Genomic DNA, 19,333 nt, shown 5'->3' on the forward strand with positions numbered 1-19,333 from the left:
GCGCCAATCTGCGTTCGGATAGCGGCCGGTCCGTCGGAAGGATGATCGAGCAACATCGATTGTCTCCAGGTTGAATGGATGCAACCTCAGTCTGGTCTCAGACCTGCTCGCTATCCACTACCCCATGGAATCTTCGTCGCTTCGCTCCTCGCAATGACGGCGGAAAGAGCTAGGCCTTCTCCACCCCGCACCATTCGGCAATGAACAGTGCCATAGCCTTGGTCGTCTTCTTCAGCGACTCCAGGTCGACGAACTCGTTGAAGCCATGCATCTCGCCTCCGCTGGCCCCGAAACACAGGCTCGGAATGCCGTGATTGAGGCCGTAGAAGCGCGTGTCGGTGAGCGCGGTGAAGACGAGGTCCTCGACCGCGCCGCCATAGACGGCGCTGAAGGCCTTGCCGAACGCAGCTTCCGGCGCGGCGGCGTCGGCCAGTTCATAGCCTTCGGACAGGAAGCCAGACCATTCGATCTCCGGCGGATTATTGGCGAGGAAGCGGTGGTTGCGCGAAGCGGCGGCGACGCAAGCCATGATCTCCTTCTGGTGATCGGCGATCGACCAGCCCGGCAATACCGCAATCCGGCAATCGACGTCGCACCAGGCCGGCACGCTCGAGGCCCAGTCGCCGCCCTTGATGATGCCGGGGTTGAAGTTGATGGGATGGTTGAGCGTCTTGAAGTGACGATCGGCCTTGGCGCGCTCGTTCCATTCGATCTCGAGCTTTTGCAATGCCTGGATCAGGTGATACGCCGCCATGATCGCGTTCGCGCCCGAACCTGCGAAGGCCACGTGGGTCGGATGGCCCTTCACGCGCAGGCGAAACCAGATCACGCCAACCTGCGAGCGCACCATCTTGCCGCCGGTCGGCTCCGGAATGAAGCAGGCGTCCGCGCGATAGCCGCGCTGCAGCGTGGAAAGTGCGCCGACGCCGGTGCTCTCTTCCTCGATCACCGACTGGAAGTGGATCCGCGCCGTCGGCCTGAAGCCGGCGGCCTTGATCGCGTCCAGCGCATAGAGCGCACCGATCGTGCCCGACTTCATGTCGCAGGCGCCGCGGCCGAACATCTTGCCGTCCTTGATGACCGGCGAGAATGGCGGCGTATCCCACAATTCCAGCGGGCCGGCCGGCACCACGTCGCAGTGCCCCTGCAGGATCAGCGATTTACCGCCATTGGTCTGCGGACGGTAAGTGCCCACCACGGAACGTGCCTTCGAAAAATCGTGCTCGATCGGACCGAAGCCGCGCAGATCCTTCAAATCGTCGACATTGATGTGCCAATCGTCGACCTCGTAGCCGCGTTGCCGCAGGAGATCGCCGATCATGTCCTGGCACGGCCCCTCCGCCCCGCGGGTCGAAGGGATCGCAACGAAATCGCGGGTGGTTGCAAGCTGAGCTTCGAAGCCGCTGTCGACGGCGTCAAGAATCCTCTGCTGCATTTCGGCATTCATCAGGGCAACTCCAGGCATCTCGATGGTTCTCAAGGAGTGCGCAAACTAGCCGATTTCAACCGTTCGGGTACTCCACAAAATAAGCATCCCGCAATGCATCTTCGAGCAGCCGGCCTTCGGAATAGCCATTCAGCGTCGCGGGCCGGCTCACACCGTCGAGCAGGCGCGGGCACGGCTCCGGAGCACCGAGCACGGTGCGGACCGGAATGCGCTCCGCGTAGATCGGCAACGCATAGTCCTCGTCGTCGTCAGCGACACCCTTGGCCCGGATCTTGGCCGAAGCTTCCTCGATCTCCATCGCGATGAAGGAGGTTGCCTTGATCTCCTGCGCGGTGCTCTGCCGCAGGCCGGCGGTGCGATCCGGGAAGAAGCGGTCGACCATGGCGATCACCGCCCGCTCCTTCTCCTCGGGGTCGGTGACGAGATAGGCCGTGCCGAAAGCCATGACCGCGCGGTAGTCGGCGGAATGGTTGAAGCCGCAGCGCGCCAGCACGAGGCTGTCGAGATGGGCGACCGTCAGGCAGACGCGCTCGCCCTTGCTCTGGTTGCGCAGCATGCGGCTGGCGCTCGAGCCGTGCCAGTAGAGCCTGGTGCCCTCGCGCCAGAAGAAGGTCGGCGTGCAATAGGGCTGGCCGTCGATCACATAGGAGACGTGGCACAGCATCGTGGCATCGAGGATGCGGTGGACCGTGGCGTGATCGTAGAAGCCTCGATCGTGCCGGCGCTTCACCTGGTTGCGCGCCGACGTCGGATAGGAATTTGAGGTCTCAGTCTGGCTCACGGCCGCTCCCGCTCGGATTGGAAGAATTCCAGCGCAGTTGTAGCGAGGCTTTTGGTCTGCGATAGTTCCAATTCCATGCGAAAAATTCCGACCAATTCCTCCGCGCGAGGCAAGACCGAGTTGCCCCTCGACCTCACGGGGCCGCACATCACGGCGGGCGCGTCCGCCGCGCACCGGCTCTATCAGGCGCTGTGCGAGACGATCGTCTCCGGCCTCGTCAAGCCCGGCGAGCTGCTGCCGCCATCGCGGACGCTGGCCAAGCAGACCGGCTTCCGGCGCAACGCCGTCGTCACCGCGTATGAGCGTCTGATCGCCGACGGCTTTGCCGACGCAACCGTTGGCTCCGGAACGTTCGTCGCCGCACGAATCCCTGCGCGGATGGCCGAGCGGAACAAGCCGAAGGTGGTTGTCGAAACGCCCGGGCAAGGCGCGTTCGCGCTCGGCTGCACCCATATCGACGAGCGCGCGGTGCAGCGTTTTCGCGCCTTCGTCGGCCGCCGCATGCGTGCGTTCGGGGCCGAGCACCTGCATTATGGCGATCCCCGCGGCAGCCGCGAACTCCGCGCGGCGATTGCCGATCATTTGCTGTCGGCCCGCGGCCTGCGCTGCGATCCCGATCAGATCATGCTGACGTCGGGCACGCTGCACGCGCTACGCATCGTGCTGAGCGCGATCCTGAGGCCCAACGACCAGGTGTGGTGCGAGGACCCCGGCTATCCCGCCGCGCGAAAAACCATCGCGCATTGCGGCTATCGCGCGGTACCCGTCCCCGTCGACGAGCACGGGATGCGTGTCGCCAACGGCCGTATCGCGGCGCCGTCCGCGCGCGCAGCCTACGTCACACCGTCGCATCAATTTCCGCTTGGCGTGCAGATGTCGATGCCGCGGCGGCTCGAGCTTCTGGACTGGGCAAGGCAGGCCGGCGCCTTCGTGCTCGAGGACGACTACGACAGCGAGTTCCGCTATGACGGCGCACCGCTGATGTCGCTCGCCGGCATCGATCGCCTCCAGCGCGTGATCTACCTGGGCACGTTTGCCAAGACGCTGTTTCCGGGCCTGCGCATCGGCTATTGCGCCCTGCCCGAACGCCTGATCGCTGACGTGGCGGCAGCTCGCGCGGCGCTCGATCGCTTTCCCGGCACGCTGATGGAAGGCGCGGTGGCGGACATGCTCAATTCCGGCGCCTTCGCCGCGAACCTGAAGCGCGTGCGAAAACTCTATCGCGAGGCGCGTGATACGCTGGCCGAGACGCTGGAGGCTAGGTCCGACGGCGCTCTATCCGTGCCGGTGCCATCCCAGGGCCTGCATCTTGTCGCCCGGTTCGATCCTTCCGTCGACCTGTCGGTGGCAGCGCTGGCCAAACGAGCGGCCGGCGCCGAGGGCTGGCTATTGGCCGACACCTATTCACGGGCGCGTCCGCTGCCCGGCTTCGTGCTGGGATTTTCGGGGCATGCAGTTCCACAACTCGTAGCGTCCGCCGAGCGGCTCGCGCGGGAATCGCGCTCGGCCTTGCGCGCCAAGAGCAGAACTGGCCGGCGGGCTTAACCAAGCTTCACTATCAGAATCGCTGACCGGCCCCTACATTGCAGCTTCAATTCCGGGAGCTTCCGTCATGTCATTTCTTCGCACCGCCTGCTGTTCGCTCCTGATCGCCACCGCGCTTGCCTCGACGGCGTGTGCTGGCAGCGTCGGACGCGAGCAGGACATCGTCGATCTGAAGCTCGGTCAGCGTGTGCTCGTGGATGACGGAACCTGCCCTGCCGGTCAGGTCAAGGAGGTGCGCGGCGCCAAGATGACGGACAAGGGTGTCTCGCGTACGAGCTCCTGCGTGCCGCGGCATGGGCCGAAATCGAGATGATCAGCTGAGAAGCTACTTCGCCGGATCGAACATGCACTGCAAGGTCGGCTTGGCGATCTTGGTGAAGGTCGGGCCGATCTCACCCTGCTTGGATACCGGTACCCAATCGGTCTCGATTGTCGGCACGCCGGTCTCGGTGATGCCGCGCAGCAGCGCCTCGCGCAGATCGCGGTCCTCAACGGCAGCGGCGGCATGGTCGTGGAGGCAGCTGCAAACCGCTTCCGGATGCTCCCAGCGCCCGAGCATGCGCGGCGCGCACTGGCGCACGAATTCGCTACGTGGATCGGGTAGCCGGGAGGGTGTGCGAACCTGCGCCTGAACGGAACCGACCGTCAGAAGGGACACGAACGCCGCGGCGCAGAGACGAAGCAACATGATGGCCTTGCCGGCTGTTGTCTTGTGTGCGGTCAGAAGCGCGCGGCGACCACGATCGGCTGCGCTGGCGTGATGGTGACGGGCGAGCCGCTGTACTGGAAGGTCCCGACACCGGGGAGATTACCGTCAGGCGCCCCCGCGAACGAGGAGCCGGCGAGCACGAAACCGAAAGCAAGGATGAAGCTGAGCGCGCGCATGATCTTTTATCCCAATTCGGTAATCGGCGGTGCGCCGTCGTCGTTGTGACGCTGATAACCATGGGCGGTTTCGCGCGTGATGCGCGAAAAGCTGAAAATGGTTTCGTCGCCGTGAGAATTGTTTCGTCCCGTCCGTAACGACGAAACAATTTTCGGAAAAGGCCAGTCATTTCAGAGAGGTCAGGCTGCAGCTCAAAGTGGCCCGGCAAGTTCCGGCTCCAGCACGGAAACGCACCCTGCCCCGGCGCCGTCATGTTCCCGCCTCAAGCGCTTCATACGCATTTTACGTTTTTCTGCTGAACAGGGCAGCAAACGAGGGCCGGGTCGATCCTATTGAACCGGGCGCGGTTCGTCCGCGACCCAAGCCATCGAAACCGAGACGCCCGCTTCATCGGGCGCATTCACGTGAGGAATGGCCACCATGACGGCGGGAAATCGCGCAGCGCCGCGCGATGCGGATCCACTGAGGGATCGCGGAGATGAACCACCCCTTCGCGGCAGCGCCGGCGAAATGGCGCTGCAATCGAACCGCGGCTTCGAGGCTGTACCGCAGATGTTCGTGCGGCTGACCGGTTCGCATCTCGCGAAACCGGGCGATCGTCTTTGAGCGAACGCAAGCGCGTCACTGAGTGACCGCTCGGGCGTCACTGAGTGAAGAACTCGCCGCACTTCTGGACGTTTGTGTCCGCCGGTCCCCACGGCATGATCGGCACGGTCGAGGTCGAGTTCTTGGGCGACCCCTCGATCAGCCTGTCCGAATAGACCATATAGACCAGCACGTTGCGCTTGGCGTCGCAGCCGCGCACGATCTGCATCTTCTTGAAGAACAGCGAGCGCCGCTGGCGGAACATGTCGTCGCCCTGCTCCATCTTGTGCTTGAACCTGATCGGAGCGACCTGGCGGCAGGCGAGCGAGATGTCCGAGACCTCCTCGGCAAGGCCCAGCCACCCCTTGAAGCCCCCCTTCTCCGGCACCGTGAAATGACAGGCGACGCCCTCGACTTCCGGATCGTCGAGACCATAGGTCGCGAGCTTGTCGTTCGGGCTCATCCATTTGAACACGGTCGAACGGCGGAAGATCAGATCGGGCTCGTCGGCGGCGGATGCCGACGCCATTGGAGCAGTCAGAGCCAGGAGGAATAAAGCGAGGCCTTTCAAGCGGATGCCCGAAAGACCGGGGAAACGAGATGACATGAAGTTCTCCGGTAACAAGTCTCCGCAATGTAGGAACGCGACAGCCCGACAGGAAGACGACAGGCAGCCCCGGCGCGGCCGCCGTTTACCGCTCCGTGAGGCTTTTCTGCTACGGCTTGGACAAAAGTAGCTGATCGCAGAACCACCCTGCTGGTGAACGCGTATCCCCTTTGCGAGACTAACGTCTGATTTGGATTGTGGATTCGAGGATGAACAGCGTGAGTGGGTCGGGTTCTTCCGCCAAGTCGGCGCGGCTTTGGCAGGTCGCCATTTTGACGGCGGCGGGTGCGATTTGCACGACCAGCCACGCTGACGCGGCGTTCTACTATTGGACGGATTATTCCGACGGCTCCTATTACGTCCGGCAGCGTCCCGAGCCACTGCGCCAGAAGCCGCAGAAGCGCCAGACAGTCGGCAAGAAAGAAGTCGCCGAGAAGGAAGCCGGCACCAAACCGCAGGGACCGCTCGTCATCGTCGTATCGATCGACCGGCAGAAGGTGACGGTCTACGACAGCAAAGGCGCGTTCGCGGAATCCCCGGTCTCGACCGGCATGAAGGGCCATTCGACGCCGATGGGTGTGTTCAGCATCATCCAGAAGCACAAATTCCACCGCTCCAACATCTATAGCGGCGCGCCGATGCCGTACATGCAGCGGATCACCTGGTCCGGCGTCGCCATGCATGCCGGCGTGCTGCCGGGTTACCCGGCCTCGCACGGCTGCATCCGCATGCCGATGTCGTTCGCGGTGAAGATGTGGAACTGGACCAGGATGGGCGCGCGCGTCATCGTCGCGCCTGGCGAGATGACGCCGCACAGCTTCTCGCATCCCCTGCTCGCTTCCGTGCGTGTGCCGCCGCAGCCCATGGCGAGCCTCGAGCCGCAGACTACCGTCGACGAGAAGGGCGACAACGGTGCCACCGAAACCAAGCCCGCGGAGATGAAGACCGCAAGCGCCGACAGCGTGCTCGCGTTGCGCGCGTCCCTCGGCCATGCCGCGATGTCGGATGTGACCACGGGCAGCGCGCCCGCGCGCGAGGAAGCCGTCGCACCGGTCGATAAGGCCAAGACGGCCGAGGCATCCGGTACGATCAAGCCAGGTCACGACGACAAGCCCGCCGACAAGGTCGAGGCGGCCAAAGCCGAGCCGGTCAAGACGGAGGCGGTGGACTCTGCGAAGACGCCCAATGCATCGGCCACTGCGCAAATGACTGCTTCGCCCGATGCAAAGAAGGACGAGACCCGCGTTGCCGACCCGGCGCCAGCCGCCAAACCGGAAGCGCCCAAGCGGGCCGGCCAGATTGCCGTCTTCATCAGCCGCAAGGATTCCAAGCTCTATGTGCGGCAGAATTTTGCGCCGCTGTTCGAGGTGCCCGTCACGATCGCCGCGAGCGACCGGCCGCTCGGCACGCATGTCTTCACCGCAGAAGTCGACAAGGCTGATGCCAATTCGCTGCGTTGGTCGGTGGTGTCGCTGCCCGTCTCCGCCCGTTCCGCGGCGCGCGCGGACGACAGCCGCCTCGCGCGCGGCCAGCGCGGCGCCGCCGTGATCCCCGTCGCCGCCAGGCCCGTGGTCACGCCGGACAGCCCGGCCGAGGCCCTCGACCGCATCTCGATCCCCGCGGAGACCATGGCGAGGATCAACGAGATGCTGACGTCCGGTGGCTCGATCATCGTCTCCGACCAGGGCATCAACCAGGGCGAGACCGGCGAAGGCACCGATTTCATCGTCCGCCTGTACTAGGCTTCGTCGCTCCGATAACGCGGTGTTGAGCAGTCCGGTCGTGCCGGCGGGGTAACATGCTGCCCGGATCATTTCGGGGGACGCCGTCATGATGAATCGCAGGACCATGCTCGTCGCAACGGTGGCAGGCGCGATCGCGCCGGCAGCACGCGCTTTCGCCGATGGCGGCATGAGCCGGATCTCGGCCTACGCCTTCTCCTTCCCCGCATTGTCAGGCGATGACATCCGCCTCGCCGCGTTCACCGGCAAACCGCTTCTGGTGGTGAACACTGCCTCGCTCTGTGGCTACACGCCGCAATATGCCGGCCTGCAAGAGCTATGGAACGAATTCCGCCCCCGCGGGCTCACCGTGATCGGCGTACCTTCCAACGACTTCGGGGGCCAGGAGCCCGGCGGCGCGAGCGAGATCACGGACACCGCGCACCACCAATATGGTGTTACCTTCCCGGTTACGGCCAAGGCCGTGGTGGTCGGAGCGAAAGCGCATCCATTCTACAAATGGGCCGCCGAGGCGCGACCGAAGGAGGTTCCGAGGTGGAACTTCCACAAATACCTGATCGGCCGCGACGGCTATATCGCCGACGTCTTTGCGTCCGCGGTCGAACCGGCCGACACGCGAATCAAAACGGCCATTGCCAGGGCACTGGCCGACAGTTGACGCAAGCGCCGCATCCGGCTGGGCACAATTGTGGCCGGGCGTCAAACAGCCGTTGCAATGGCGATGGCCCACCATCTAGGCTAGGATCGTTTGGGCAGGATGGGTTTTGCCGCAGGCGAAAAGCCGCGGCGGGACAACGGGGCCAATCTCGAGGACAACACCATGCGTGTGGCGGCAGGACTGATTCTGGCAGGCGCGATGTCGGTTGCGATGACCGGCGCAGCATGGTCGCAGACACCGGCCGCGAAGCCGGCAGCCGCGGCACAAGCCGCACCGGCGACGACGCCAGTCGCGGCGGCGCCAGCTACGGCTCCGGCCGCGGCTCCCGCAGCAGCTGCTGCGCCAGCCGCTTTCGTCAATCCGCCCCCGCCCAAACAGCCGCCGCAGCCGGCCCGCGCGGCCTGCAACACGCCGGGCGCGCTCGGCGTCGCCCGCACCGTCGAGATCGATACCACGGGCGGTCCCGGCTTCGGCTTCGAGCATTTCAAGGAGCTCGACTTCCTGCGCGACAAGGAGGTGGTGCTGACCTTCGACGACGGCCCCTGGCCGCGCAATACGCCCGCGGTGCTGAAGGCGCTCGCCGACGAGTGCACCACCGGCATCTTCTTCTCCATCGGCAAGCACGCGACCTATGAGCCGGAGATCCTGAAGCAGGTCTACGCGGCCGGCCATACGGTCGGCGCTCACACCTGGTCGCACGCCAACCTCAACAACAAGAAGCTCACCGAAGCGCAGCGCAAGGACGAGATCGAGAAGGGCTTCAGCGCCGTGAGATGGGCGCTCGGCGGCATCTCGCCCTCGCCGTTCTTCCGCTTCCCGGCGCTCCAGCATCCGCCCGAGATGGTCACCTATCTCGGCAACCGCAATGTCGCGATCTTCTCCTGCGACATCGACTCGTTCGACTTCAAGGCCTCCAAGCCCGAGAAGGTGGTCGAGACCGTGATGAAGAAGCTCGATACCAAGGGCAAGGGCATCATCCTGATGCACGACTTCCAGAAGCACACCGCGGAGGCCCTGCCCGAGCTGCTCAAGCGGCTGAAGGCCGGCGGCTATAAGGTGGTGGCGATGCGCGCCAAGTTCCCGGCATCGACGCTGCCGGAATACGACCAGGAGCTGCTCAAGGACGCCAAGCTGCCGACGGTGAGCCAGCGCCCGGTCAATTCCGTGGTGACGACCGTTTCCGAATAGAAGGCCGTTGTCTTTCCGCATCGAGGGCTACGTCATCGTCTCGGCGGACGGCATGCTTGCCGACGCCGATCGCGTCATGCCCGACAGCCTGAAGTTCGAAGCCGACAAGCTGTTCTTCGAGCAGGCGCTCGATCGCGCCGCGCTGATCGTGCATGGCCGGCACTCGCATGAGCAGCAGCCGAATTCGCCGAAGCGCAAGCGGCTGATCCTGACCCGCAAGATAAGGAACCTCACCGTCGACCCGGAGATACCGAACGCGACGCTGTGGAATCCTGAGCATGCGAGCTTCGATGAGGCCTGCGCCTTCGCGGACGTCTCCTCCGGCATGATCGCGATCATCGGCGGTCCGCTCGTATTCGACCTGTTCATGGACCGCTACGACACGTTCTGGCTCTCGGAGGCCCCGCATGTGCGGCTGCCCGGCGGCGAGGGATGCTTCGTCGGCGTACCCCAGCGGACCCCTCACGAGGTGCTGGCTTCGCACGGGATGAAGCCGGGTGCGCCGTATCTCCTCGACGCGGCGCATGAGGTGACCGTGACCCCGTGGCGGCCGGCTTAACCTCTCGACAGCGGCGACGCGGCCCGGCTCCAACTCAAAACTGGAAAAACAACCCCATGCACAGTACCGGCAACAAAATACCATTTGGTATCTTGCTGGTTTCATGAGCTAAAATTGGTCCCGCCGCCGGCCAGCGCAAAGCCGGCTAGCATATTTGCCGAGACCTGATAATCGGCCCCGACGGCGGTCGTGGCGCTATAGCCAACGTCGAAGGCGCGGCGTCAATACGAGCCGGCTATTCCGAAACACCGCATCAACAGACTGAGACAAAAGCGCAAGAGTGGACGGCTTTGGATTCGAGGGGAAAGGCACCAATCGGGTGCCGCCCGCCCGAGCCGACAGGATGAGAGAGCTGGCTCCGGAAATTAGGACAGGGCGATAGGTGGAGTTTCTGCCTGACGGCGGGCAAGATTGTCCCGCGAATCAGGAGAGACGACGAGCAGACGAGCCTGCCGGCAGCACGCACCGGCTTCAAGGCCAAGGTGGCGTTAGCCGCGATCAAGGGCGAGATGACGCTGGTCAGTTGGCTGAGCATTTCGACGTGCACCCGAACCAGATCACGCAGTGGAAGTCCCACTTCAGGAAGCGGCGGCCGAGGTATTTGGACCTGGCGGCGGCAATAGAACGAGCGAGCCCGCGGCGGACGTGAAACCGCTGCACGCCAAGCTCGGAGAGCTGACGCTGGAAAACGATTTTTTAGAAGGCGCGCTCAGCAAAGCCGGCCTGCTGAGCGCAAAGCGATGATCGACCGTGAGCTAGGTCTGGGCAATGGACATCATCTACATCCAGATGGCGCGCGGCTTCGTCTATCTCGCGGCGGTGCTCGACTGGTTCAGCCGCCGGGTGCTGTCGTGGCGCGTCTCGACCACGATGGAAGCCGCATTCTGCGTCGAGACGCTGGAGGACGCTCTCGCTCGCCACGGCAAGCCGGACATCTTCAACACCGACCAGGGCTCGGGAGTTACTTGCTCCAGGCGAAGGCACTGCACACCTTGCAGCTCCAGGACCATTCTTTCCGCGACGACGCCGATGCGCTCGCGGATAAGGCAGGCATCTGCACTAAGCAGCTCCAAGGGAGTCACGCGTATCATCCCCCGCAAGGTTTGGTCGAGAACGGGAGCTCGCGATCCTAAAAATGGCTTAGAGGCTCGTGCGCTCACGCGAAAGACGGACGGCACCGAGATAGATCGAGTGAATGATTCTCACCGGAGCTCTGCAAATCGTCGCAATCACTGCGAAGATGGGGTTCTTGCTCTGCGTTGCTGACGAGTCGCAAGCTTGTTGGCGGGCTCAGGAGCATGAAAGTCTTGAGACACCCTCATTTTTAACGCGAACTTCTTTTCTCTCACAATCTCTATTTACAACCTCCGGTATCCATCTTACGCTTTGAGCTACGATGCTTAGTTTCATAACGAGACGAATGCTTCGAGAAAGACTTCAAATGGCAAATGTCGCGAATGAGTTTGCTGCGTGTTCAAACGCCAAGGCTGAGCGCGCTAGTTCCTCCGTCACCGCAAGGCGTTGCGAACATCTTATCGGGGACACTTGCCTCAGGTCCGGATAGGCCTGCCCTCAGCAATCAACTTGTATTTTCCGCGCCCTTCCGCATCAGCAGTAGCGAGGATACTTGCTGCGCCGTGGAACGGTTGAAAGCTATCCAACGCAAGGAAACGGTCATGCAACAACGCGTCACCTCTGCGGCATTTGTCGCTTTGGCTCTTCTCATTCTTGGTTCAGAACGCGCCCGAGCGCAGTGCGTGCTGCCGTATCAGCTGACGAATGGTCAAGTCGCCGACGCTACGCAGGTTATGGCAAACTACAACGCGCTGATTGCCTGCCTCACTAGCGCAGCGCCGGCCGGCTCCAATAATGCACTACAATACAATGCCGGTAGCGGCACGCTCGGAGCTGTTGGACCACTGACCGATGGGCAGCTTGTCATTGGTTCGACGGGCGCCGCTCCGCAGGCTCATACATTGACGCCTGGCTCCGGCATCGTGATTACCAACGGGCCAGGTAATATTACGATATCGACAGTCCCGGGAGGGGGAAGCGGATTGTATGGCCCCGTGATCTCCGGCAGACCAACGGCTGCAAGTACCGGGCTTGTCAATTGGCTAAACCAGAACGGTGGTACTTCAACAGACAGCGCCGTCGGACTCAGTATCAACGTTCCCTCTTCCAGCGGCGCAGTAAGCGGGCTCTTTGCAGCGGCCCCCCCGACGCCCTACACTATCACCGCCCTCATAGCAGCGACGCGCAACAGTAACAGCTTCAATGGCGTTGGTATCGGCTGGTATGACGGCTCCAGTAAGCTTCATCTTATATCATACGTCACCCAAGGCGGTAACGCTCCGTATTTTGAGATTGAGAAGTGGGACTCGTTCAGCTCATTCAACAACAAAGATATGACGAGTGCATCCAACGCGTTCTCGCAGCCGATATGGCTCCGTATTGCCGACGACGGCGCAAATATCACCTTCGCGTTCAGTCAGGACGGCGCCAATTTTTTACCCCTGTTCTCGTCCGCCAAATCATCCGGTTTCCTCGGCGCCACCGGTTACAGCAACATCATTTTCTTCGCCAACCCGATCAATAGTCGGACAATCGGGACGCTCATGTCCTGGGCACAGAACTAGGGTGTTGGAGGATCAGATGGCCGAAGCTCAGAAGGACGTGCGTGTTGCGGCGCGTGTGCGAGCCACGACAGCGTTGGCGCTGATCGTGCTTGGGTCGCTCACGATCGCGAGCGCAGGGCAGGCCGATAGTTCGGTCTCTTATGGCTACGATCAGGTGGGACGTGTCACATCAGCCGCCTACAATAACGGACTTTGCATCGTCTACACCTACGATGCCAACGGCAACCGGACGGCACAGTCCTACTCGATGTCCAGCGGGCCAGCCTCGCAGAACTGGGGGGCGGGCGTATGGGGCTGTTACCTCAAATGGACGCCACACTGAGGTATCTCCGAGGCTCACTCTGACCTACGTGCAAAAAGAAAGTTAAGGTCTGGAGATTGACGATGACGTCAACGAGATGGCCGGTATGGTTTGTCGGGGCGATGGTTGCGCTGCTGCTGGCGAACCTGGCGCCGGGTGCGGTTGGACCAGCACGGGCAGATTCCGAACAGGCGACCGGCGCGCTCGCCGAGGCCATTCAGCGCGCCTATTTCAGCGAGCCTCTGATCAAGGTCGGTTCGACTTCTGCAGCCGAGGATGACGCTCTGCTGCAAGCTCTCGAGGCGCACGCGCGACGCGCGGAGCGGGAGGATGTGAGCCACTTCGTCGGTTTCCTGTCCCGCTATCCACACTCCGCCTGGGCGCCGGCGCTCTGGACCAATCTGGGCCTCTCTTATCGTCACGGCGGCTATTTTTCGCGCGCCCTCGACGCTTGGCAAAAGGCATGGAGTGAAGGGAAGGATGCGACCGATCCTCAAGCCAAGGCGCTCATCGACAGGGCGGTAGGCGAGCTTGCACAGCTCTATGCGTCCTTCGGCCGCAATGAGGAATTGGCGGCCTTATTCGATGATATCGGCGAGCGTCCGATCACGGGGTCGGCGACCGAGGCGGTGCAATCGGCCAAAGAAGAACTAGTCCTGAGTGAGAAAGACCCCGGCCATCTCTTCACCTGCGGTCCCCTCGCGCTGCAGTCGCTGATGATGGCGGAAGAGGCCAAGCCTGATCAAGTCGCCTTCCTGCAATGGTACCGGGCGGGCCGTAACGGCACGAACCTCAACGAGGTCGGGAAACTGGCCGATAAGGCCAATTTCGCCCATCGCCTGGTCTTCCGAGAAGCCAGCCAGCCGGTGCCGGTCCCGGCTGTCGTTCATTGGAAGGCCGGCCATTTCGCGACGATCGTCGGTGAAGCTGACGGGCGTTTTCACATTCATGATCCGGTGTTTGGACACCAAGATTTCTGGATGAGCCGCGCCGCTCTGGATTCGGAGGCGAGTGGTTACTTCTTAGTACCCATGCGTACGAGCAAGATTGCCGAGTGGCGGAATGCCTCTACGTCCGAGACGGCTAGCGTCTGGGGTAAGGGACCGACAACCGGGACGCCGCCGGGCACACCCGGGCCGCGAGACCCAAAGGCGAATCCGTCCCCGCCACACGGCCCTCCACCCGATGATAATGGACCGCCTTCGGATTGCCCGCTGTGCGCCTACAATATCGGCGAGGCAACAGTCAGTCTTAGCCTTTCCGATACGCCGGTCGGCTATTCGCCGCCGATCGGGCCTTCGGCGAAGGTGCAGATCACATACAATCAGCGCGAAGACAGTCAGCCTGCCATTTTCACCTTCTTCAATGTCAGCCCAAAATGGACGCTGAATTGGCTGAGCTATGTGACGGATGATCCCGCTCATCCCGGTGCCACTGTGTCGCGGTATATCGCCGGCGGCGGCGCATATTTCTACAGCGGCTATCAGAGCCGCACCGGCCAGTTCGCGGCGCAGAATGACGATGGATCTATTCTTGTTCTGGCATCAACGGCGCCAATCAAATATCGCCGCCAGATGGGTGACGGGAGCGTGGAGGTTTATGCGCAATCCAACGGCAGCGCGAGCTATCCAAGGAACATATTTCTTAGCCAAGTCATCGACCCTCAGGGCAACACGCTCACGCTCAACTATGACAGTCAGCAACGACTCATTTCGTTGACCGATGCTACCGGTCGACAGACAACCTTTACCTACGGCCTGACCGCCCGCCCGCTGCTCATCACGAATATTACCGATCCCTTCGGCCGCAGCGCGAGCTTAACCTATGATTCCGCCTATCGGCTAAGCTCCATCACTGACATCATCGGCCTAACGTCGCGCTTTACATATGACGCCTATTCGCTGGTCAATTCACTGACGACGCCTTATGGGACGACGACCTTCGCCTACACTCCTCCGGGGACGAGCTCTCCGCCCCGCTTCGTGCAAGTGACCGATCCGCTCGGAAACAGCGAGCGGGAGGAGTGGCTCGAGCCCGCTCCCATTCCAGACAGCGATCCAACCGCAACCGTACCGGTCGGCATGTCGGTCACGCCGACAAATCAATACCTCACTTACCGGAACAGCTTCCACTGGGACAAGAGCGCCTATGTCGCGGCAGGGTGCACGCCGAGCGGCGGCTGCGACTATGCGAAGGCCCGCATCAAGCATTTTGCTCATGTGGCCGGCAACGCCAACCAGAAATCGACCACGGTCGAAAGCGTCAAATATCCACTCGAAAATCGCATCTGGTTCAACTATCCGGCGCAGACCAACTCAAACAACTCGGGGAGTTACGTCAAGCCGACCGTGACGGCCCGCGTGCTTGACGATGGTACGACGCAGCTCAGCAGCGTCGCGTACGACACGGCGGGCTATTTCAAGGTGACGCAGATTACCGATCCGCTGGGGCGAATCACGTCATACGCCTATTCGAATCATATCGACCTAGCAGCGGTGAGCCAAACAACCGCCTACGGCGTTCAACAGACGATCGCCCAGTACATCTACAACAATCAGCATCGTCCGATCTTCCTTACGGATGCGGCGGGACAGACCACGACCTTCGCCTACAACACCGCTGGTCAGGTGACTTCGATGACCAATGCGCTTGGTCAGACAACGAGTTATCAATACAACGCAACCGGCGATCTCATCACTATCCTCAACGCGAACAACGCCGTCGCGGCCAGTTTCACTTACGATGCTTATGATCGCGTCAGGACCTACACCGACTCGGGAGGATGGACAGCGGCCTACGACTATGACGCGGCCGACCGCATTACGAAGGTCACGTTTCCGGACGGATCAAGCCGAACCTATGCCTATGACAAACTCGATCTCGCCTCCTTCCAGGATCGACAATTCCGCAAATGGATCTTTGCACATAATGCAAACCGACGTTTGACATCGATTACCGATCCTGCTGGCAATCATACCCTGTTCGGGTACACCCCCAGCGGGCGACTAAGCAGTCTAACTGACCCTAAGAGCAACCTCACGTCTTGGTCGTACGACGTGGAAGACCGGATCACGCAGAAGACATATCCGGACACGAGCGTGGTCACCTACACGTATGAGAACACGACAAGCCGACTTAGATCTGTCCTGGATGCGCTGGGACAGACGAAACAATACGGCTACACGCAGGACGACCTCTTAGCGACCATCACGTACCTGAATGCGGTGAACGTAACGCCTAATGTCTCTTTCTCTTATGATCCGTACTTCCAGCGCCGCGTGTCGATGACTGACGGTACTGGCGTCACGACGTATAGTTACGTGCCCACTGGCAGCCCAGGCGCCCTGCGGCTGCAGGCGGAGGGTAGCCCGCTCTCTAACAGCGCGATCGGTTATACCTACGATGCGCTCGGCCGGCTTGCCTCTCGGTCCGTTGCGGGCGCTGGGGCGGAGACGTTCAATTACGACTCGATTGAGCGTCTTGCCAGTCATGCAAGCGATCTCGGTGCGTTCACACTGAGCTATCTCGGACAAACCAGCCAGATCACCCAGCGACAACTGGCCAACTCCACACTCTCGACGGCCTGGAGTTATCTGCCGAACAGCGGAGACCGGCGTCTCGCGGGTATCAGCAATATCGGCCTGACGGCCGGCCAGTTCTCCACCTACGGCTATTCGACGACGTCCGAGAACTTCATCAGCGCGATCAGCGAGACCAGCGATAGCGCAGCCGTCTATCCAAGCACGCTGACACAAACAGCAAGCTTCAACAATCTCAACCAACTTACGAATCTCTCGGGGCAAGCGTTGACGTTCGATGCTAACGGCAATCTGCTAGCAGACGGACAGCGCAACTATAATTGGGACGCCGAGAATCGTCTGGTCGGGATCACCTATCCGGGACAGCCGGGTAAGCAGACCGCGTTCGCGTATGATGGACTAGACCGGCGTACCGCAATCATAAACACGCTCTCGGGAGGCATCGCAACAACGACCTCCTATGTATGGTGTGGGAGCAGCATCTGCCAGGCGCGCAATGCCAGCAACATCCCCACTCGCGCCTACTACGCCGAGGGCGAACTCCTTCCCGGCTCCCCAACTCAGACCTACTACTATGGACCTGATCAGATCGGATCGACGCGGCGCGTCTTCGCGAGCACGGCGAGCGCGCCAGCTCTTGGATACGACCCTTATGGACGTCCACTGCAAGGTACAACGCCGCCCACCGACTTCAACTATGCGGGTATGTTCTACAATGCCGATAGCGGACTCTATTTGACCCAATATCGTGTCTACGATCCGACCGCTGGCCGTTGGCTTTCGCGTGATCCCTTGGGTGAATTGAGCGATTCAGTTGCAAATCTTTACCCTTACGTTGGTGGCAATCCGCTGAGCGGAACCGATCCGACAGGCGAAGTCTACGGCCCCACTAGTCCCAAGTTCTGGGCGATTATCGGAAGAATCTGTGGGCTACTTTTGGGACCGCCAACGGCACCGGTCAATCCTCCGCCCCCTCCGCCGGAGATTCAGTCGCCTTCAAACCCGACGGGGACGAGGGGAGGGTCTCCGCCCCCTCCGCCGGAGGGTCCCGGCGGCTTGCGTCCTCCACCCCCTCCGCCTGAGCCTCCTATCTTCCGCTCACCGCCAAAATTGCGGTAACTTTGGTCGCCAGGGGGCTCTGATAGTAACTCCGTCCTCATCCTGGCTAAGGAGGGGAGCATAGTGAGAACAACGCTTGAACGAGAATATCGCTCGCAAGAAGAATATCGCCGTCGCGCCGCCCTGGGCGACACCGAAGCTTTGTTCCACTTGGCTTGGGATTATTTCAAAGGGCGGCTGGTTTCGAAAGATGTCCCAATGGCCATCGCGTTGCTTCGGCAGTTGGAAGAGAGGTCACCCGAGTGGGCACGCTTCAATATAGCAAAAATGAAGTATCTTGAGGGCGATGCATCCTTAGGAGACGACATCAAAGCCGATTGCGACGCTGGGTATGGTCCTGCCCTCTACCTGATGGCGGCGCATTTGGCCAGGAACGGAGACGAGATAAGCAAGAGAGAAGCCCTTCGCTACTTTCGGGCGGCTGCGCAAAGTGGCCACATACCATCCAAGATTTTGTCATGGAGGCTTTCCGAACTTGGCTTCTGGAGACGCTCTACGACGGTATTCCCGATCTTGTGGGCGTCGCTTCGGTTCGTAGTGATCAGCATGCGCAATTTGAATGACGTACGCATAGTGACGTAAGAGGACTTTCTGGCGATTCGGCAGGACGGACATCTCGTGGCGGCTGCGACTATGCAACGGCCTGCATTCACAGTTCACGCTCTTCGAGTTACTATAAGCTGGAGCGCGTCCTTAGGCGTATAGTGAGCACTTCGCCGCAACTCCTAAGCGCTGCGACATCCCCTGCAACCACCAAGCGCTGCAATCAAACTGGGATAGCCGAAACCCCTCCGTTCCAAACGCGGCCGAACGGCATTGGTCTGTCAAGGCAGGCGCTGACGCCATGGGCCCGGTGCTGATCGGGCTGAGCCGTGCCAGCGGCCAGCGTTTCCGCCGTACCCCCGAAACGATTGCGCGCAGCGGCGTCGACCACATCATTCTCCAGCTCTATCTGAAGGGCGGCTATGACGGCGTCGCCGGCACCCGGCCGATCCGTGTGCGCGCCGGCGACATCTGCCTGTTCGACCTCGCCCAGACCCTGGAGACCAAAGCGACGGCTTTCGAGAATGTCACGCTGGTCGTGCCGCGCCCGATGTTCGGCACCCATCTCTTGCGGGTCGACGACCTGCACGGCCTGGTCCTGGCCGGCAGCAGCGTGATCGCAAGGCTGCTGGCGGGACATCTCTCCGCCCTGGTCGAATTTGCGCCCCGCATGACGCTCGACGAATGTCAATCGGTGGTCGAGGGCACGGTCTCGCTGCTGGCCGCGTGCCTGCGCAACGAGCTCGAACGTGGCGACGCTGACGCCGACCATACCGTCGCCGCGAGCCCGTCCTTGATGCGGATACGGCAATATATCGAGGCTGGCCTTGCCAGCGAGGATCTGTCGGCCAATTCGATCGCGGCCCATTTCGGCCTGTCCCGGGCTTCACTGTACCGGTTGTTCGCGCCTGTCGGCGGCATCGCGGACTACATTCGCAGCCGGAGGCTGCACCGCGCGTTCTTCGATCTCGCCAATTCGGGCTCGCGTGGTCCGCGCATCAGCGAGGTCGCGCGGCGCTGGCGGCTCGGCACCGACGCGCATTTCACGCGCTCGTTCAAGGCAGCCTACGGCATTACGCCCCGCGCAGCGCGCGAGGCCGCATTGCTCGGCCTGCAGCACGGCACCGATGCTACGAGCAGCGCAACGATTTCCCGCTGGATGCGCGAGATCGCGCCCCCGAGGGCGCATTGATC

Annotated in this window: 16 protein-coding genes and 2 pseudogenes; 13 read left to right on the forward strand and 5 right to left on the reverse strand. The window is 61.9% G+C overall.

The window, feature by feature from the left end:
• Nucleotides 1-169: 169 nt before the first annotated feature.
• Both EDE08_RS24705 and EDE08_RS24710 read right to left on the reverse strand, forming a co-directional pair.
• A complete protein-coding gene (locus EDE08_RS24705; protein WP_131871614.1) occupies nt 170-1,447 on the reverse strand; it encodes an ArgE/DapE family deacylase in 1,278 nt (425 codons plus the stop codon).
• Nucleotides 1,448-1,502: 55 nt separating this feature from the next.
• Entirely contained in the window at nt 1,503-2,228 is a 726-nt protein-coding gene (locus tag EDE08_RS24710; protein WP_131871613.1) for a pyridoxamine 5'-phosphate oxidase family protein, read from the reverse strand.
• A 75-nt stretch (nt 2,229-2,303) separates the two neighbouring features.
• Between EDE08_RS24710 and pdxR the strand changes: the two genes are divergently transcribed.
• Both pdxR and EDE08_RS24720 read left to right on the forward strand, forming a co-directional pair.
• Nucleotides 2,304-3,773, forward strand: coding sequence for a MocR-like pyridoxine biosynthesis transcription factor PdxR (gene pdxR, locus EDE08_RS24715; protein ID WP_131871612.1), 1,470 nt, complete (start codon nt 2,304-2,306; stop codon nt 3,771-3,773).
• Between the two features lie 67 nt (nt 3,774-3,840).
• On the forward strand, nt 3,841-4,086 hold the full coding sequence (locus tag EDE08_RS24720; protein WP_131871611.1) for a DUF6719 family protein: 246 nt from the start codon (nt 3,841-3,843) through the stop codon (nt 4,084-4,086).
• Nucleotides 4,087-4,098: 12 nt separating this feature from the next.
• On the opposite strand, the gene EDE08_RS24725 is transcribed toward EDE08_RS24720, so the two are convergent.
• On the reverse strand, nt 4,099-4,461 hold the full coding sequence (locus EDE08_RS24725; protein ID WP_061876518.1) for a hypothetical protein: 363 nt from the start codon (nt 4,459-4,461) through the stop codon (nt 4,099-4,101).
• A 32-nt stretch (nt 4,462-4,493) separates the two neighbouring features.
• Nucleotides 4,494-4,658, reverse strand: a complete 165-nt coding sequence (locus tag EDE08_RS38600) for a hypothetical protein (protein ID WP_165936172.1) — start codon at nt 4,656-4,658, stop codon at nt 4,494-4,496.
• A 412-nt stretch (nt 4,659-5,070) separates the two neighbouring features.
• Here EDE08_RS38600 and EDE08_RS24730 point away from each other — a divergent pair, with 412 nt between their 5' ends.
• Entirely contained in the window at nt 5,071-5,265 is a 195-nt protein-coding gene (locus tag EDE08_RS24730) for a hypothetical protein (protein ID WP_131871610.1), read from the forward strand.
• A 37-nt stretch (nt 5,266-5,302) separates the two neighbouring features.
• Here the strand turns inward: EDE08_RS24730 and EDE08_RS24735 are convergent, their stop codons facing one another.
• Nucleotides 5,303-5,851, reverse strand: coding sequence for a CreA family protein (locus EDE08_RS24735; protein WP_028180735.1), 549 nt, complete (start codon nt 5,849-5,851; stop codon nt 5,303-5,305).
• 209 nt (nt 5,852-6,060) lie between these two features.
• Here EDE08_RS24735 and EDE08_RS24740 point away from each other — a divergent pair, with 209 nt between their 5' ends.
• The 10 genes and pseudogenes from EDE08_RS24740 to EDE08_RS24785 all read left to right on the forward strand — a co-directional run.
• Complete coding sequence (locus EDE08_RS24740) at nt 6,061-7,593, forward strand: L,D-transpeptidase (protein ID WP_165936171.1); 1,533 nt, start codon at nt 6,061-6,063, stop codon at nt 7,591-7,593.
• A gap of 88 nt (nt 7,594-7,681) precedes the next feature.
• Nucleotides 7,682-8,251 carry a glutathione peroxidase gene (locus EDE08_RS24745; RefSeq protein WP_131871608.1) on the forward strand — a complete coding sequence of 190 codons (570 nt, stop codon included), beginning with the start codon at nt 7,682-7,684 and terminating at the stop codon, nt 8,249-8,251.
• A 162-nt stretch (nt 8,252-8,413) separates the two neighbouring features.
• A complete protein-coding gene (locus tag EDE08_RS24750) occupies nt 8,414-9,439 on the forward strand; it encodes a polysaccharide deacetylase family protein (protein ID WP_131871629.1) in 1,026 nt (341 codons plus the stop codon).
• Nucleotides 9,440-9,446: 7 nt separating this feature from the next.
• Nucleotides 9,447-9,998 carry a dihydrofolate reductase family protein gene (locus EDE08_RS24755; protein WP_165936170.1) on the forward strand — a complete coding sequence of 184 codons (552 nt, stop codon included), beginning with the start codon at nt 9,447-9,449 and terminating at the stop codon, nt 9,996-9,998.
• Nucleotides 9,999-10,409: 411 nt separating this feature from the next.
• Nucleotides 10,410-10,964 (forward strand): annotated as a pseudogene (locus EDE08_RS24760) (DDE-type integrase/transposase/recombinase); the annotation flags it as partial.
• 710 nt (nt 10,965-11,674) lie between these two features.
• A complete protein-coding gene (locus tag EDE08_RS24765; RefSeq protein ID WP_131871607.1) occupies nt 11,675-12,637 on the forward strand; it encodes a hypothetical protein in 963 nt (320 codons plus the stop codon).
• A 16-nt stretch (nt 12,638-12,653) separates the two neighbouring features.
• Complete coding sequence (locus tag EDE08_RS24770; protein WP_131871606.1) at nt 12,654-12,959, forward strand: RHS repeat domain-containing protein; 306 nt, start codon at nt 12,654-12,656, stop codon at nt 12,957-12,959.
• Between the two features lie 62 nt (nt 12,960-13,021).
• Nucleotides 13,022-17,596: an RHS repeat-associated core domain-containing protein gene (locus EDE08_RS24775; RefSeq protein WP_131871605.1), complete on the forward strand. Its 4,575-nt coding sequence runs from the start codon at nt 13,022-13,024 to the stop codon at nt 17,594-17,596.
• Nucleotides 17,597-17,659: 63 nt separating this feature from the next.
• Nucleotides 17,660-18,178: a tetratricopeptide repeat protein gene (locus tag EDE08_RS24780; RefSeq protein ID WP_131871604.1), complete on the forward strand. Its 519-nt coding sequence runs from the start codon at nt 17,660-17,662 to the stop codon at nt 18,176-18,178.
• Nucleotides 18,179-18,437: 259 nt separating this feature from the next.
• A pseudogene (locus EDE08_RS24785) lies at nt 18,438-19,331 on the forward strand (helix-turn-helix domain-containing protein); the annotation flags it as partial.
• Nucleotides 19,332-19,333: the final 2 nt, after the last annotated feature.

Origin of the sequence: Bradyrhizobium sp. R2.2-H (genome assembly GCF_004346455.1) — a bacterium.
Classification (GTDB): Bacteria; Pseudomonadota; Alphaproteobacteria; order Rhizobiales; family Xanthobacteraceae; genus Bradyrhizobium; species Bradyrhizobium diversitatis.